The sequence below is a fragment of the Streptomyces sp. NPDC001732 genome, assembly GCF_053596315.1.
The window spans coordinates 97,481-114,098 of record NZ_JBSFFY010000016.1; the positions used below are offsets into that span (position 1 = coordinate 97,481).

The window sequence follows — 16,618 nt, forward strand, 5'->3', positions numbered from 1 at the left end:
GTCAGTTGCGTGCGCGGCCACCGACGTGGTGCACCCGGACCATGTTCGTCGTGCCGGGAATGCCGGGGGGCGAGCCGGCCGTGATGACCATGGTGTCGCCCTCGTTGTAACGGCCCAGCTTCAACAGCTCGCCGTCGACCAGGTCGACCATCGCGTCCGTGTTGTCCACGTGCGGCACCACGTGGGCCTCGACGCCCCAGCTCAGCGAGAGCTGGTTGCGGGTGGACTCGTCCGTGGTGAAGGCCAGGATGGGCTGCTCCGCGCGGTAGCGGCAGAGCCGGCGGGCCGTGTCCCCGGACTTGGTGAAGGCGACCAGCGCCTTGCCGTTCAGGAAGTCCGCGATCTCGCAGGCCGCGCGGGCCACCGAACCGCCCTGGGTGCGCGGCTTCTTGCCCGGCACCAGCGGCTGCAGGCCCTTGGCGAGCAGCTCCTCCTCGGCGGCGCCGACGATCTTCGACATCGTCTTGACCGTCTCGACCGGGTACGCGCCCACGCTGGACTCGGCCGACAGCATGACCGCGTCCGCGCCGTCCAGGATCGCGTTGGCGACGTCGGACGCCTCGGCGCGGGTCGGCCGCGAGTTGGTGATCATCGACTCCATCATCTGGGTCGCCACGATCACCGGCTTGGCGTTCCGCCGGCAGAGCTCCACCAGGCGCTTCTGCACCATCGGGACCTTCTCCAGGGGGTATTCGACGGCCAGGTCGCCGCGGGCCACCATCACACCGTCGAAGGCCATGACGACCTCCTGCATGTGCTCGACCGCCTGCGGCTTCTCCACCTTGGCGATGACGGGGACCCGGCGGCCCACCTCGTCCATCACCCTGTGGACGTCCTTGATGTCGTCGGCGTCCCGCACGAAGGAGAGCGCCACCAGGTCGCACCCCATCCGCAGTGCGAACCGCAGGTCCTCGACGTCCTTCTCGGACAGGGCCGGGACGTTGACCGCCGCGCCGGGCAGGTTGATGCCCTTGTGGTCGGAGACGACACCGCCCTCGATGACGATCGTCCTCACCCGGGGGCCCTCGACCGCGACGACCTTCAGCTCGACGTTGCCGTCGTTGATCAGGATCGGGTCGCCCTTGGCGACGTCGCCGGGCAGTCCCTTGTAGGTCGTGCCGCAGATCGACTTGTCGCCGGGGACGTCCTCCGCGGTGATGGTGAACTCGTCCCCGCGGACCAGCTCGACGGGACCCTCGGCGAACTTCGCCAGGCGGATCTTCGGACCCTGGAGGTCGGCGAGCACGCCGATCGCCCGGCCGGTCTCGGCGGCGGCCCTGCGGACCCGCTCGTAGCGGCCCTGGTGCTCCTCGTGGGTGCCGTGACTGAAGTTGAAGCGGGCCACGTTCATGCCGGCTTCGATCAGAGCGACGAGCTGCTCGTGGGAGTCGACGGCGGGACCGAGTGTGCAGACGATTTTGGAACGGCGCATGAGGCGGATCCTATCGGTTTGTTTCGCTACGGAATATTCCGTCTGGCGGAAGGTACAAAGGGGCGCGGGGGTGCTCAGTTGTGGACCCCTCCGACGAGCGCGAAGGTCTGGTCGGCGATCTCCAGCTCCTCGTCCGTCGGCACCACGGCGACCGCGACCCGCGCGTAGTCGGGCGAGATCAGCCGGGGCTCGCCGGACCGCACGTCGTTCAGCTCCGCGTCCACCACCAGGCCGAGCTCCTCCAGACCGGCGATGGCAGCCTGCCGCACCGGCGCCGAGTTCTCCCCGACCCCCGCCGTGAACACCACCGCGTCCACCCGGCCGAGGACCGCCGAATAGGCGCCGATGTACTTCTTCAGCCGGTGCACGTAGATGTCGAACGCCAGCGCCGCCCGCTCGTCGCCCTCGTCGATCCGGCGCCGGATCTCCCGCATGTCGTTGTCGCCGCAGAGCCCGACCAGACCGCTCTTCTTGTTGAGCAGGACGTCGATCTCGTCCGCCGACATGCCCGCGACCCGCTTGAGGTGGAAGGTGACGGCGGGATCGATGTCCCCGGAACGGGTCCCCATCACCAGCCCCTCCAGCGGGGTCAGCCCCATCGAGGTCTCCACGCACCGGCCCCCGGCCACCGCCGACGCCGAGGCGCCGTTGCCCAGGTGCAGCACGATGACGTTGACCTCCTCGGGGGCGCGCCCCAGCAGCTCGGCCGCCCTGCGGGAGACGTACGCGTGCGAGGTGCCGTGGAAGCCGTAGCGCCGGATGCGGTGCGCGTCGGCGGTCTCCGTGTCGATCGCGTACCGCGCCGCGTACTCCGGCATCGTCGTGTGGAAGGCCGTGTCGAAGACCGCCACCTGCGGGAGGTCCGGCCGCAGGGCCCGCGCGGTACGGATGCCGGTGAGGTTCGCCGGATTGTGCAGCGGGGCCACCGGCACCAGGCGCTCGATCTCCTCCAGCACCTCGTCGTCGATCACCACGGGCTCGGTGAACCGCAGCCCGCCGTGCACCACCCGGTGGCCGATCGCCGCCAGCTCCGGGGAGTCCAGGCCCAGTCCGTCGGCCGCCAGCTCCTCGGCCGCCGCCTTCAGCGCCGCCTCGTGGTCGGCGATCGGGCCGACGCGCTCGCGCCGCTCGGCGCCCTTGCCGAGCAGCGGGGTGTGCACCAGACGGGAGGTCTCCTCACCGATCCGTTCGACCAGCCCCACCGCGAGACGGGAGCGGTCGGCCATGTCCAGCAGCTGGTACTTCACCGACGAGGAGCCGGAGTTGAGGACCAGCACGCGGTACGCGCCCGCCGTGCCGGAGGAACCCTCTGTGGTCGGGGTGGTCATCCGTTCACTCCTCGCCCTGCGCCTGGATCGCCGTAATGGCCACGGTGTTGACGATGTCCTGGACGAGCGCGCCGCGGGACAGGTCGTTGACGGGCTTGCGCAGCCCCTGGAGGACCGGCCCGACGGCCACCGCACCCGCCGAGCGCTGCACGGCCTTGTAGGTGTTGTTGCCGGTGTTCAGGTCCGGGAAGACCAGCACCGTCGCCTGCCCCGCCACCTCGGAACCCGGCAGCTTCGTCGCGGCGACGCTCGGGTCCACCGCCGCGTCGTACTGGATCGGGCCCTCGATCCTCAGATCCGGCCGGCGCGCCCGGACCCGCTCGGTCGCCTCGCGCACCTTGTCGACGTCGGCGCCCGAACCCGAGGTGCCCGTCGAGTACGACAGCATCGCGATCCGCGGCTCCACGCCGAACCGGGCCGCGGTGGCCGCCGACTGCACCGCGATGTCCGCGAGCTGCTCCGCGTCCGGGTCCGGATTGACCGCGCAGTCGCCGTACACCAGCACCTTGTCGGCCAGGCACATGAAGAAGACGGAGGAGACGATCGAGGCCTCGGCCCCGGCCCTCCCGTCGCCCGCCACCACCCTGCCCGACGAACTCCGCTCGGCCGCCCTGGTCTTGATGATCTCGAACGCCGGGCGGATCGTCGCGGCGGTGGAGTGCACGGCACCGGAGACCATGCCGTCCGCCAGGCCCTCCTGGACCATCAGGGTGCCGAAGTAGTTGACGTCCGAGACGACGTCGTACGCCAGCTCCACCGTGACCCCGCGGTGCGCCCGCAGCTGCGCGTACCGCTCGGCGAACACCTGGCGCAGCTCGGAGGTCTGCGGGTCGACGAGCCGGGTGTCGGCGAGGTCGATGCCGAGGTCGGCCGCCTTCTTGCGGATGAGGTCCGGATCGCCGAGCAGGGTGAGGTCGCAGACGTCGCGGCGCATCAGCACGTCGGCGGCGCGCAGCACCCGTTCCTCGGTGCCCTCCGGCAGGACCACCCGGCGCCGGTCGGCGCGGGCCTGTTCCAGCAGCTCGTGCTCGAACATCATCGGGGTGACGCGGTCGCTGCGGGCCACCGAGATCCGCTCCAGCAGGGCGCCGGTGTCCACATGACGTTCGAAGAGGCCCAGCGCGGTCTCCGCCTTGCGGGGCGTCGCCGCGTTCAGCTTGCCCTCCAGGGCGAAGAGCCGGGCCGCGGTGGGGAAGGAGCCGTCGGCCACCGACACGACCGGGGTGCCCGGTGCGAGTCGTGCGGCCAGCTTGAGTATCTCCTCGCCGGGCCGCTCGTCCAGGGTCAGCAGCACGCCGGCTATGGGCGGTGTCCCGGCGCTGTGCGCGGCCAGCGAGCCGACCACCAGGTCCGCCCGGTCCCCGGGGGTTACCACCAGACAGCCCGGCGTCAGCGCGTTCAGCATGTTCGGCAGCATCGCGCCGCCGAAGACGAAGTCCAGCGCGTCCCTGGCCAGACCGGAGTCGTCGCCGAGCAGCACCGTGCCGCCGAGCGCCGAGGTGATCTGGGCGACGGTCGGCGCGGAGAGCGCCGGATCGTCCGGCAGCACCGAGCAGGGGACGGGCAGCCGGGCCGCCAGCCGCTCCGCGATGGCGTCCCGGTCCTCGGCCGCCACCCGGTTCACGATCATCGCGATGACGTCGCAGCCCAGACCGGCGTAGGCGCGGTGGGCGTTGCGGGCCTCGGCCCGCACGGACCGGGCGTCCTGGCCCTTGCCGCCGACCACCGCGATCACCGAGGCGCCGAACTCGTTGGCCAGGCGCGCGTTGAGCGCCAGCTCGTCGGGGAGCTGGGTGGCGGCGAAGTCGGTGCCGAGCACCAGCACGACCTCGTACTTCCGGGCGACCTGGTGAAACCTTTCGACGAGCCGGGAGACCAGCTCGTCCGTGCCCTGCTCCGCCTGGAGCGCGGACGCCTCGTGGTAGTCCAGACCGTAGGCCGATCCGGGGTCCTGGGAGAGCCGGTAGCGGGCCCGCAGCAGTTCGAACAGCCGATCGGGCCCGTCGTGGACGAGGGGCCGGAACACCCCGACCCGGTCCACCTGACGCGTCAGGAGTTCCATGACTCCCAGATCGACGACCTGACGGCCGTCTCCCCGGTCGATCCCGGTCACGTACACGCTGCGCGTCACGCGTGCTCTCCCGTCCGATTGCGGTTTGGGATGGTATTGACATGTTGACGATACCCGTGGGGGTCGAGGCGCCGCCCGCCGGGCGAACGGCCCCGGGCCGGGGCCCGCAAAGCCTTCCCGGGCCCCCTTCCCCGGCCCCGTCCCCGGTGCGCCGGGGCGCCCGGCGGAACACCCGCGCGGGTACCCCGGAGCCGCCGGGAGCACCAGGTCCGTACCAGGCGTGGGACAATTGCCGTGGCCCACGGTACGGGGAACGTCGGCGAGTGACCCAGGACGCCCGGCACTGACGAGCAGGAGACACAGCACGATGCGCATCGGAGTTCTCACCGCAGGCGGCGACTGCCCAGGCCTGAACGCAGTGATCCGGTCGGTCGTCCACCGCGCCGTGGTGGGTCACGGCGATGAAGTCATCGGCTTCGAGGACGGGTTCAAGGGGCTCCTCGACGGCCACTTCCGCTCCCTCGACCTCAACGCTGTCAGCGGCATCCTCGCCCGCGGCGGCACCATCCTCGGCTCGGCCCGGCTGGAGCGCGACCGGCTGCGGGAGGCCGCGGAGAACTGCGCCGAGCTGAGCCGCCGTTACGGCATGGACGCCCTCATCCCGATCGGCGGCGAGGGCACCCTCACCGCCGCCCGGATGCTGTCGGACGCCGGGATGCCCGTGGTCGGCGTCCCCAAGACCATCGACAACGACATCTCCGCCACCGACCGCACCTTCGGCTTCGACACCGCCGTGGGCGTCGCGACCGAGGCCATAGACCGTCTCAAGACCACCGCCGAGTCGCACCAGCGGGTCATGGTCGTCGAGGTGATGGGCCGCCACGCGGGCTGGATCGCGCTGGAGTCCGGCATGGCCGGCGGCGCGCACGGCATCTGCCTCCCCGAGCGCCGCTTCGAGGTCGACGACCTGGTGAAGATGGTCGAGGAGCGCTTCGCGCGCGGCAAGAAGTTCGCGGTCATCTGCGTCGCCGAGGGCGCGCACCCGGCCGAGGGCTCCATGCCGTACGCCAAGGGGGAGATCGACCAGTACGGCCACGAGCGCTTCCAGGGCATCGGCAACCGGCTGGCCATCGAGCTGGAGACCCGGCTCGGCAAGGAGGCCCGACCGGTCATTCTCGGCCATGTCCAGCGCGGCGGCACGCCGACCGCGTACGACCGGGTGCTCGCCACCCGCTTCGGCTGGCACGCGGTGGAAGCCGCCCACCGGGGCGACTTCGGGCGGATGACGGCGCTGCGCGGCAACGACATCAGGATGGTTCCGCTCGCCGACGCCATCACCCAGCTCAAGACGGTTCCCGCGGACCGGATGGACGAGGCGGAATCGGTCTTCTGACCCGCCCGCGCGGCGGCACCGCCGCGCCCCGCGACCCGGCGGCCCCGACTGTCCCCCGTGGACGGTCGGGGCCCCTCGCCGTTCCCCCGGCCGTGCGGCCGTGCGGAAACACCGGTGCCGGACAGCCGCGGTGCCGGAATCAACTCTTGAGCCCGGGGCCAGGATCAACAAGGCTTGTCCCTGTCCCGGACATGTCCCAGCCCTGTCCGGACACGGAGTCCAGGGGAGAGGGACAGAGGCATGACGGTCGAGGGCGGAGCCCCGGATCCTCAAGATGCGCGCAGTACGGCCGAGTTCGTCGCCCTCCTGCGGGTGCTCAAGGATGCGTCGGGGCTGACGTTCCGCGAACTGAGCCAACGGGCGGACGCGGTCGGGGACGTCCTGCCGAGGTCCACGATCGCCAACATGCTCGGACGCACCTCGGTCCCGCGCGAGGAGCTCCTCGCCGCGTTCGTACGGGCCTGCGGATGCGGGCCCGCGGAGGTCGGGGACTGGCTCGCGGTGCGCAAGGAACTCGCCGTGCGCGGGCAGCGGAGCGGGACGGCGGGAGCGGCCGGGAGCGCGACCGGTGCCCGTGGGGAGACGGACGGGGCGGACGGAGCGGCCGGGGGCGCGACCGGTGACCGTGGGGAGACGGCCGCACCGGCGGCCGCCGCACCGCCCGCCGACCCGGGCCCCGTCCGCCGCCGGAGGTCCCGGCCGGTCCTGGCGGCGGTCGCCTCGGTGGTCGTGCTCGCCGCCGTCGCGACGGCCGTCGTCCTTCTCGGACGGGACGACGACCGGCCGGAATCCCGCCCGGCGACCGGGCCCGCGGCCGGGCGGACGGTGCAGATACGGTCCGTGCACTCCGGGTACTGCCTCTCCGAGAAGCGGGGCGGCACGAGCGGACGGCTGTACCAGGTGCCGTGCGAGGAGGAGACGATCCCGGGCTTCTCCCTCGAACCGCTGGGCGACGGCCTCTGGCGGATCGCGACCGACCACCCGGACTACGGCCCGGGGTGCACCGGAGTCTGGAACGGGGACCGGGAGACCGGGGCCTCGCTGCAGGACCAGGAGTGCGGCGACCGCGACGACGCGGAGAAGTTCCGGATCGAGTCCGTGGGCAGCCCCGTCGAGGGCTACCGGATCCGCCCCGTCCACACCGGCCTGTGCGTCGGGGCCGAGAAGTACGGCGAGGAGCGCGGCGCCGAAATGGTGCAGACGGACTGCGCGGGGGAGAGGAAGAGCCTGTTCTCCTTCGACCCGGTGGCCACGAGGACGGCCGGTGGCTGAGACCGGGCCCCCGTGGCGGGCCGGGCGCGGGAGCGGTGGCGGCCCGAGACCGTCATGAGCCCGGCGGCTCCTCGGTCAGCGGTTCTCGGGCACCCAGCGGTAGTGCAGCTCCGGACGCCCGATCTGGCCGTACTGGGGACTGCGCACCGCCCGCCCCACCGTCACCAGGTGCTCCAGATAGCGGCGCGCGGTGATCCGCGAGATCCCCAGCGACTCCCCGGCAGCCGCCGCCGTCACCCCGTCCGGTGCGGACCGCAGGGCGCGGGTGACGGCCTCCAGCGTCGGACCGCTCAGCCCCTTCGGCAGCCGGGCCGGCTGCGGTGCGCGCAGGACACCGAGCGCCCGGTCCACCTCGTCCTGGCCGCTCGCCTCCCCGGCCGCCGTGCGGAACTCGGCGTAGCGCACGAGCCGGTCGCGCAGGGTGGCGAAGGTGAACGGCTTCAGCACGTACTGGACGACGCCGAGCGACACCCCTTCCCGGACGACGGCCAGGTCGCGCGCCGAGGTCACCGCTATGACGTCGGCCGAGTGCCCGGCCGCGCGCAGCGAACGCAGCAGTTGCAGGCCGTGGCCGTCGGGCAGGTACAGGTCCAGGAGCAGCAGATCGACCGGGGTGCGCTCCAGCGCCCGCACCGCCGCCGCCCGCGAATGCGCGACGGCCGCCACCTCGAACCCCGGCACCCGGCCCACGTACAGCCGATGGGCGTCGGCCGCGACGGGATCGTCCTCGACCACCAGCACCTGGATCATGCGACGGCCTCCTTCCCGGTGACGGGCGTGGGCGCGGCCCCGGGCGCCGGTGCCGGTGCGGGCACGGCGGCCGGGGGCAGCCGCACCGTGAACTCCGCGCCGCCCTCCGCGCCGCGGTCCAGCGTCACCGAGCCGCCGTTGCGGTGCACCGCCTGCCGGACGAGGGCGAGCCCGATGCCCCGGCCCGCGCCGTGCGTCGACCAGCCGCGGGCGAACACCTCCCCGGCGGCGTCCGGATCGATCCCGGCCCCGGTGTCGGCGACCCGCAGCAGCACCCCGTCCTCCCCGGCGAGCGCGGTGACGGTGACCCGGGCCCGGCCGGGCGCCCGCCCAGCCACCGCTTCCCGTCGGCCGGGCACGGTTCCCGGCACACCGGCCGCCGCCTCCGACGCCGCGTCCACCGCGTTGTCGATCAGATTGCCGAGGATCGTCACCAGGTCCCGGTGGGCCAGGGTCGGGGGCAGGGAGCCGTCGTCGATCAGGCTGTCCTCCGCGAGCACCAGCTCCACGCCCCGCTCGTTGGCCTGCGCCGCCTTGCCGAGCAGGAGGGCGGCCAGCACCGGTTCGGCGACCGCCCCCACCACCCGGTCGGTGAGCGCCTGGGCCAGCTCCAGCTCGGCGGTGGCGAACCCCACCGCCTCCTCGGCCCGGCCCAGTTCGATCAGCGAGACGACGGTGTGCAGCCGGTTCGCCGCCTCGTGCGCCTGCGAGCGCAACGCCTGGGTGAAGCCCCGCTCCGAGTCCAACTCGCCCGAGAGCGCCTGGAGTTCCGTGTGGTCGCGCAGTGTCACGACGGTGCCGCGCTGCTCGCCGCCCACCACCGGGCGGGTGTTGACCACGATCACCCGGTCCGCCGTCAGATGCAGTTCGTCGACCCGTTCCTCGGAGGCGAGCAGCGCCCCGGTCAACGGGGCCGGCAGCTCCAGCTCGTCGACCCGGCGGCCGACCGCGTCCGGCTCCAGACCGAGCAGCTCCCGGCCCGCGTCGTTGATGAGCGCGATCCTGCGCCGCCCGTCGAGCATCAGCAGCCCCTCGCGCACCGCGTGCAGCGTGGCCTGGTGGTAGTCGTGCAGCCGGCTCAGCTCGGCGGCGTTCATGCCGTGCGTGTGCCGCCGCAGCCGGGCGTTGATCACATAGGTGCCGATGCCGCCGAGGGCCAGCGCCCCGCCCGCCGCCAGCCCCAGCGCCCCGAGCTGGTCCCGTACCTGCGAGGAGACCCGGTCGACGGTGATGCCCGCGCTGACCAGGCCGACGATCCGGCCGCCGTCGCGGACCGGGGTGACGACCCGGATCGAGGGGCCGAGCGTGCCGGTGTACGTCTCCGAGAACGTCTCGCCGCGCAACGCCCGCGCGGTGTGCCCGAGGAACTCCTCCCCGATCCGGTCGGTGTCCGGATGCGTCCAGCGGACCCGGTCCGGGGACATGATCGTGACGAAGGCGATCCCGGTGTCCTTGCGGACCCGCTCCGCGTACGGCTGGAGCACGGCCGACGGGTCGGGGGTGCGGATCGCCTCCCGTACGGACGGCGAACCGGCGATCGCCAGCGCGGCCGCCCGCACCTGCCGGGTCGCGGTCTCCTCCGCCTGCGCGCTGCCGGAGACGTAGGCGAAGAACGCGCACCCCGCCACCACGGCGGCCACCAGCACCACCTGCATGGCGAAGAGCTGGCCGGCCAGGCTGCGGGGGCGGGTACGGGGCAGACGCATGGCCACCAGTGTGCCTGGCCGGAAACATGTGAACGAAATGCACGCAACGGTGACCGGTGTCACAGGGAGCGAGATATTCGCCAAGGGTTTTTTCCGGCCGGACGCGCCGGGCAGGCCCTTGCGCCCCCAGGGACGGGGGAGTGACCCGGACGACCGAGGAGAACCCCCGTGGGAGTGGCAGCCGCCAGGCGGGACCGCACGCACTATCTGTATCTCGCCGTGATCGCGGCGGTCGGGCTCGGCATCCTCGTGGGCTTCGTCGCCCCGGACGTCGCCGTCGAGCTCAAGCCGATCGGCACCGGCTTCGTGAACCTGATCAAGATGATGATCTCGCCCATCATCTTCTGCACGATCGTGCTGGGCGTCGGCTCGGTGCGCAAGGCCGCCAAGGTCGGCGCGGTCGGCGGCCTCGCCCTCGGCTACTTCCTGGTGATGTCGACCGTCGCGCTCGCCATCGGCCTGCTCGTCGGCAACTTCCTGGAACCCGGCCAGGGCCTCCACATCACCGAGGCGGCGCGGGCCGCCGGGGAGAAGCAGGCGGCGGGCGCCAGCGAGTCCACCGTGGACTTCCTGCTCGGCATCATCCCCACCACCATCGTCTCCGCCTTCACCGAGGGCCAGGTGCTCCAGACTCTGCTGGTCGCCCTGCTGGCAGGCTTCGCACTCCAGGCCATGGGCGCGGCGGGCGAACCGGTCCTGCGCGGCATCGGCCACATCCAGCGCCTCGTCTTCCGGATTCTCGCCATGATCATGTGGGCGGCCCCGGTCGGCGCGTTCGGCGCGATGGCCGCGGTGGTCGGCGAGACCGGCATCGACGCGCTGAAGTCGCTCGCGATCATCATGGTCGGCTTCTACATCACCTGCGCGATCTTCGTCTTCGTGGTGCTCGGCACGATCCTGCGCCTGGTCGCCGGGGTCAACCTGATCTCCCTGCTGAAGTACCTGGGCCGAGAGTTCCTGCTGATCCTCTCCACCTCCTCCTCGGAGTCCGCCCTGCCGCGGCTCATCGCGAAGATGGAGCACCTGGGCGTCAGCCGGCCGGTCGTCGGCATCACCGTGCCGACCGGCTACTCCTTCAACCTCGACGGCACCGCGATCTACCTCACGATGTCCTCGCTCTTCATCGCCAACGCGATGGGCGACCCGCTGAGCGCCGGTGAGCAGATCTCCCTGCTGCTCTTCATGATCGTCGCCTCCAAGGGCGCGGCCGGGGTCACCGGCGCGGGCCTCGCCACCCTCGCGGGCGGCCTCCAGTCGCACCGCCCCGGCCTGGTCGACGGCGTCGGCCTGATCGTCGGCATCGACCGCTTCATGAGCGAGGCCCGTGCCCTGACGAACTTCGCGGGCAACGCCGTGGCCACCGTCCTGGTCGGCACCTGGACCAAGGAGATCGACAAGGAGCGGGTCGAGCAGGTCCTGTCCGGCGCGCTCCCCTGGAACGAGCAGATGCTCAACCAGGACGGCGAGGGCGTGGACGTCCCGGAGCCGCGCGACGGCGACGAGAAGCCCGCCCTGACGAAGGCGTAGGCGCGTACGGAACACATCGGCGAGGGGCCGCCGCGGGCACGTCCGCGGCGGCCTCTCGCGCTTGCCTTGACGTCCGCGTCAAGGTCTACGGTCGAGGACATGCGAATCGGGGAACTGGCCGAACGGGCCGGAACGACCACGCGGACCCTGCGCTACTACGAGTCCCGCGGCCTGCTGCCCGCCCGGCGGACCGACAACGGCTACCGCGCGTACGACGAGGACGACCTGCGCCTGGTCCGGCAGATCCGGACCCTCCAGGAATCCGGGTTCGAGCTGGAGGAGACCCGGCCGTTCGTCGAGTGCCTGCGCGCCGGCCACCCGGCCGGTGACGCCTGCCCCGCCTCGCTCGCCGTCTACCGGCGCAAGCTCGACCAGCTCGACGCGCTCATCGAGCAGCTCCGGACGGTCCGCGCCCAGGTGGGCGCGCAGCTCGCCAGGGCCGAACTGGAGGCCGCTGCGGAGCTGCCCGGCGGCCCGGAACCACGTTGCGAAATGGGAGGATGACAGATGATCCACACGGCAGAGGGCGTCGCCGAGGTCACCGACGCCACCTTCGACGAGGAGGTGCTCCGGGCGGGTCTCCCCGTCCTGGTCGAGTTCACCGCCGACTGGTGCGGTCCGTGCCGCCGGCTCGCCCCCGTGCTCGCCGCCGTCGCCGCGGAGGAGGCCGGGCGCCTCAAGATCGTCCAGATCGACGTCGACCGCAACCCGGGGACCACGAGCCGGTACGCGGTGCTGTCGATGCCGACCCTCATGGTCTTCCGCGCCGGTGAACCCGTGAGGTCGATGGTGGGCGCCCGCCCCAGGCGCAAGCTGCTCCAGGAGCTGGAGGACGTGCTCGAAACCGGGTGAGGACCGGGAGAGCACCGGGGCGCGCGACCGTTTCCGGGCCGCGCGCCCCGAACACCGGGCCGCTTCCCGAGGCGCCCCGTACGTACTCACACCGGCCGGAACCAGACCGTCGCCAGCGGCGGCAGCGTCAGCAACAGGCTGCCGGGCCTGCCGTGGGCGGCCACCGGTTCCGGCTCCAGCGGGCCGGGGTGGCACACGTCGCCGCCGCCGTACCGGGCGGCGTCCGTGTTGAGGACCTCCGCCCACACCACCCGGTCACCGGGCACCGCCGGGACCCCGAGGCGGTAGTCGTGCCGCACCACCGGGGAGAAGTTGCTGACGGCGAGCAGCGGCGAGCCCTGCGCGTCGAAGCGCAGGAACGCGAAGACGTTGTCCTCGGCCGCCCCGCCGTCCACCCAGTCGAAACCCTCCGGCACCGTGTCGCGCTGCCACAGCGCCGGAGTGGCGGCGTACACCGCGTTCAGATCGCCCACCAGGGTGCGCACGCCCCGGTGGTCGGCCTCCGCCGCGTACGAGGGGTCGAGCAGCCACCAGTCCGGGCCGTGCCCCTCCGACCACTCCGCGCCCTGGGCGAACTCCTGCCCCATGAAGAGGAGTTGCTTGCCCGGATGGGCCCACATGAAGCCGAGGTAGGCCCGGTGGTTGGCGCGCCGCTGCCACCAGTCGCCCGGCATCTTGGAGACCAGCGACTGCTTGCCGTGCACCACCTCGTCGTGCGAGATCGGCAGCACGTAGTTCTCGCTGTACGCGTACACCATCGAGAAGGTCATCTCGTTGTGGTGGTACTTGCGGTGCACCGGCTCCTTCGACACGTACTGCAGCGAGTCGTGCATCCAGCCCATGTTCCACTTCAGCCCGAAGCCCAGCCCCCCGAAGCCGCCCGGTCCGACGTGGTGGGTGGCGCGGGTGACGCCGTCCCAGGCGGTGGACTCCTCGGCGATGGTGACGACACCGGGGTTGCGCCGGTAGACGGTGGCGTTCATCTCCTGGAGGAAGGCCACCGCGTCCAGGTTCTCCCGGCCGCCGTGCTCGTTCGGCGCCCACTGCCCGCCCTCGCGCGAGTAGTCGAGGTAGAGCATCGAGGCGACCGCATCCACCCGCAGCCCGTCGACATGGAACTCCTCGCACCAGTAAGTCGCGTTGGAGACAAGGAAGTTGCGCACCTCCTTGCGCCCGTAGTCGAACTCCAGCGTGCCCCAGTCGGGGTGCGCCGCGCGCGCGGGGTCCGGGTGCTCGTACAGCGGGCGGCCGTCGAACTCCGCCAGCGCCCAGTCGTCGCGAGGGAAGTGCGCGGGCACCCAGTCCATGAGGACGCCGATGCCGGCCCGGTGCAGCGAGTCGACCAGGAAACGGAAGTCGTCGGGGGAGCCCAGGCGGGAGGTCGGGGCGTAGAAACCGGTGACCTGATAGCCCCAGGAACCGCCGAAGGGGTGCTCGGCGACCGGCATCAGCTCCACATGCGTGAACCCCAGCTCCTTCACGTACGAGGGCAGCTGGGCAGCGAGTTGACGATACGTCAGTCCAGGTCGCCAGGACGGCAGATGGACCTCGTACACGGAGAACGGCGCCTCGTGCACCGGCACGTCCCCGCGGTGCGCCATCCACTCCCCGTCCTGCCACACGTGGTGCCGGGCCGTCACGATCGACGCGGTGGACGGCGGTACCTCGGTGCGCCGGGCCATGGGGTCGGCGCGCACCGTGTGCGAACCGTCGGGGCGGCAGATGTCGAACTTGTAGAGCGTGCCCTCGCCGATCCCGGGCAGGAACAGCTCCCACACCCCGGAGGAACCGAGCGAACGCATCGGGAAACCGGTGCCGTCCCAGTGGTTGAAGTCCCCGGTGACCCGTACGCCGCGGGCGTCGGGCGCCCAGACGGTGAACCGGGTGCCCGCCACCCCCTGGTGCTCCATGGGCCGGGCGCCCAGGGCGGTCCACAGCTCCTCGTGCCGCCCCTCGCCGATCAGGTGCAGATCGAGTTCCCCGAGCGCGGGCAGGAAGCGGTACGGGTCGTGCGTCTCGGTCTCGGTGTCCTCGTAGGCGACCAGGAGCCGGTAGTCGGGCAGCGCGGGCATCGGCAGCAGCCCGGAGAAGAGCCCGTCGCCGTCGTCGTGCAGCCGCGCCCGCAGTCCCTTGCCGAGCACCGTCACGGAGCGCGCGTACGGACGCAGCGCCCGGAAGAGCACCCCGCCCCGGACCGGATGGGCGCCGAGCAGGTCGTGCGGGGCGTGGTGCTCACCGGCGAGCAGCCGGGCCCGGTCGCCGGGGTCGAGGGGGAGCGTCGGCCGTACGCCGTGGGTGCCGGGCTCCTGGCGGGGGTGCGGCGGCTCGGCACCGGCGTGCCCGGCGGCCGGCTTCTTCGGCCGGGGCCGGGCGGCGGCCGATTCCGACGACGCGTGGGACTTCGGGGGCTTGGGGGGTGCCGTCCCGGCCGGGGCCCTGGGGGGTGCCGTCCCGGCCGGTGGCAGCGGGGAGGGCGGGGAGGCGTCGGTGGGGGCGGGCGTCTTGTGGGACGGCTTGCGGGCGGTCACGGGGACGGCCTCCTCGGAGGGTGTTGTCGGGGCGGAACGGAAGGAAGGGGGAGGGGAGGCGGCGGACCGGAGCGGGTGCGGCGGCCGTGGCCGGGCCAGTGGTGTCCGGGCCGGCCGGCTCTCAGTCGGCGCCCGCGGCCAGCCGGTGGATCGCGGCCATCGGGACCGGCAGCCAGTCGGGCCGGTGGTGTGCCTCGTACAGCACCTCGTACACGGCCTTGTCGGTCTCGTGGGCGCGCAGCAGTTCCGGCTCGTCGCGCGGGTCGGCGCCCGAGGCGCCGGCGTACCCCTCGCAGTAGGCGGTCCGGCAGCGGGTCGCCCACTCGTCGTTCCACGGGCGGTGCGAGCGGGCCGCGTAGTCGAAGGAGCGGAGCATCCCGGCGACGTCGCGCACCGGGAGCCGCGGCCGGCGGCGCTCGGACAGCGGTCTGGCCGGTTCGCCCTCGAAGTCGATCAGCGACCAGAAGCCGTCGGCCGCGCGCAGGGTCTGGCCGAGGTGGAGGTCGCCGTGCACCCGCTGGGCCGCCCGGTCGCACCCCCGGTGCCCCAGCGCCGCCACCGCGTCGAAGGCGCCGCGCAGCCCCGGGACGTACGGCACGAGCGCCGGTACCGCCTGGGCGGCGGCCTCCAGGCGCCGCACCATCGCGGCGGCGAGGTGTTCGGTCTGGGACCGGTGCAGGGCGGGCGTCGGCAGGGCGGCGGCGAGCGCGGTGTGCACCTCGGCGGTGGCCCGGCCCAGGGCGTGGGCCTCCTCGGTGAAGTCGCGGCCCTCCGCGAGGGCCCGCAGGGCGAGCTGCCAGCCGTCCTGCGCACCGCTCAGGAACGGCTGGAGCACGCCGAGGGTGAGCGGCTCGGGGGCCGTGGCCTCGAACCAGGCGACGGGGGCGGGCACCCGTCCGCAGCCCTGGCGCGCGAGCGCGAGCGGAAGTTCCAGGTCGGGGTTGGTGCCCGGGAAGACCCGGCGGAAGATCTTGAGGATGAAGGCGTCGCCGTAGACGAGCGAGGTGTTGGACTGCTCGGTGTCCAGCACCCGTGGCGTCAGCCCGGCGGCGATGGGGGAGTCGCCCCGGTCGAAGCGCAGGGCGCCGAGGGTGCCGGGGGTGCGGAACCGCTCCAGCAGGAGTTCGGCGAGGCGCGGGTCGTGCAGCCCGTCGTACACGGTGCGGCCGGTGAGCGGGCCGGTCGTCACGTGCCCGACGAGCGCGGGTGCCAGGCGGGGCGGCAGCACGGCCCGTACCCCGAGCAGCAGTTGGTAGCAGTCGTCCGGCGACTGCGCGGGCATGGCCGGCTGATGGGCCCGGACCAGCAGATGGAGCAGCCCGGTGCCGGTACCGGCGGCGACGGGGCCGGTGTCCACCGGCAGTATCTCGGTCGCCGACACCAGCGAGAAGCCGGTGACCGGCCGCCCCTTGCCCGCGAACCAGCGCTGCCGGGGCAGCCATTCGTGCAGCAGGGGGACGAGTGACGGGAGGAGGGCCGTGCTGTCGGCCGGGGCGACCCGGGTGGATACAGCCTCCGACATGGCGTCGCGTCCTTTCCCCGGGCACACCGCAGAATGCGGAGAGTGTCCCGGATTGCGGCATTTGCTGTCCGGCTGTGCGGGACGTGTCGGGTCAGGATGGTCCGTACGGACTCGACCCGGGGGACCGGGACGACGGACGGGCCCGGCAGGGTCCGGCGCGGGTTCCGGCGCGGGGGACTGCCCTGTGCGGGGCGGCGGGAACCGCCCCGCGGTCGCGGTGGTGCGACGTGGTGCCGG

12 protein-coding genes are annotated in these 16,618 nt (G+C 72.8%); 5 read left to right on the forward strand and 7 right to left on the reverse strand.

From position 1 onward, the window contains the following. Position 1 precedes the first annotated feature (1 nt). From pyk to pta, 3 genes are all read right to left on the reverse strand, one after another. The gene (gene pyk, locus ACWCXX_RS18310) at positions 2–1,432 is read right to left on the reverse strand and encodes a pyruvate kinase (RefSeq protein ID WP_451128348.1); all 1,431 of its coding nucleotides are present in this window, start codon (positions 1,430–1,432) and stop codon (positions 2–4) included. A gap of 74 nt (positions 1,433–1,506) precedes the next feature. After that, on the reverse strand, positions 1,507–2,760 hold the full coding sequence (locus ACWCXX_RS18315; RefSeq protein ID WP_451128350.1) for an acetate kinase: 1,254 nt from the start codon (positions 2,758–2,760) through the stop codon (positions 1,507–1,509). Positions 2,761–2,764: 4 nt separating this feature from the next. Further along, complete coding sequence (gene pta, locus ACWCXX_RS18320) at positions 2,765–4,891, reverse strand: phosphate acetyltransferase (protein ID WP_451128352.1); 2,127 nt, start codon at positions 4,889–4,891, stop codon at positions 2,765–2,767. Positions 4,892–5,198: 307 nt separating this feature from the next. Here pta and ACWCXX_RS18325 point away from each other — a divergent pair, with 307 nt between their 5' ends. Together ACWCXX_RS18325 and ACWCXX_RS18330 are read left to right on the forward strand one after the other, a co-directional pair. After that, positions 5,199–6,224, forward strand: coding sequence for an ATP-dependent 6-phosphofructokinase (locus ACWCXX_RS18325; RefSeq protein ID WP_451128354.1), 1,026 nt, complete (start codon positions 5,199–5,201; stop codon positions 6,222–6,224). A 240-nt stretch (positions 6,225–6,464) separates the two neighbouring features. Next, complete coding sequence (locus ACWCXX_RS18330; RefSeq protein ID WP_451128356.1) at positions 6,465–7,496, forward strand: helix-turn-helix domain-containing protein; 1,032 nt, start codon at positions 6,465–6,467, stop codon at positions 7,494–7,496. 75 nt (positions 7,497–7,571) lie between these two features. On the opposite strand, the gene ACWCXX_RS18335 is transcribed toward ACWCXX_RS18330, so the two are convergent. Continuing rightward, positions 7,572–8,246 (reverse strand): response regulator, encoded by a 675-nt coding sequence (locus ACWCXX_RS18335; protein WP_451128358.1) that lies wholly within the window; start codon positions 8,244–8,246, stop codon positions 7,572–7,574. Further along, entirely contained in the window at positions 8,243–9,952 is a 1,710-nt protein-coding gene (locus ACWCXX_RS18340) for a sensor histidine kinase (protein WP_451128360.1), read from the reverse strand. The genes ACWCXX_RS18335 and ACWCXX_RS18340 overlap by 4 nt, the downstream gene beginning before the upstream one ends. Positions 9,953–10,120: 168 nt before the next feature. Here ACWCXX_RS18340 and ACWCXX_RS18345 point away from each other — a divergent pair, with 168 nt between their 5' ends. From ACWCXX_RS18345 to trxA, 3 genes are all read left to right on the forward strand, one after another. Then, a complete protein-coding gene (locus ACWCXX_RS18345; protein WP_451128362.1) occupies positions 10,121–11,479 on the forward strand; it encodes a cation:dicarboxylate symporter family transporter in 1,359 nt (452 codons plus the stop codon). A gap of 99 nt (positions 11,480–11,578) precedes the next feature. Further along, the gene (locus ACWCXX_RS18350; RefSeq protein WP_451128364.1) at positions 11,579–11,983 is read left to right on the forward strand and encodes a MerR family transcriptional regulator; all 405 of its coding nucleotides are present in this window, start codon (positions 11,579–11,581) and stop codon (positions 11,981–11,983) included. Between the two features lie 3 nt (positions 11,984–11,986). Then, positions 11,987–12,331, forward strand: coding sequence for a thioredoxin (gene trxA / locus ACWCXX_RS18355; RefSeq protein WP_451128366.1), 345 nt, complete (start codon positions 11,987–11,989; stop codon positions 12,329–12,331). An 86-nt stretch (positions 12,332–12,417) separates the two neighbouring features. Here the strand turns inward: trxA and glgB are convergent, their stop codons facing one another. Continuing rightward, positions 12,418–14,859: a 1,4-alpha-glucan branching enzyme gene (gene glgB / locus ACWCXX_RS18360; protein ID WP_451128368.1), complete on the reverse strand. Its 2,442-nt coding sequence runs from the start codon at positions 14,857–14,859 to the stop codon at positions 12,418–12,420. Between the two features lie 121 nt (positions 14,860–14,980). After that, positions 14,981–16,381 (reverse strand): maltokinase N-terminal cap-like domain-containing protein, encoded by a 1,401-nt coding sequence (locus ACWCXX_RS18365; RefSeq protein WP_451128370.1) that lies wholly within the window; start codon positions 16,379–16,381, stop codon positions 14,981–14,983. Between the last annotated feature and the right edge of the window lie 237 nt (positions 16,382–16,618).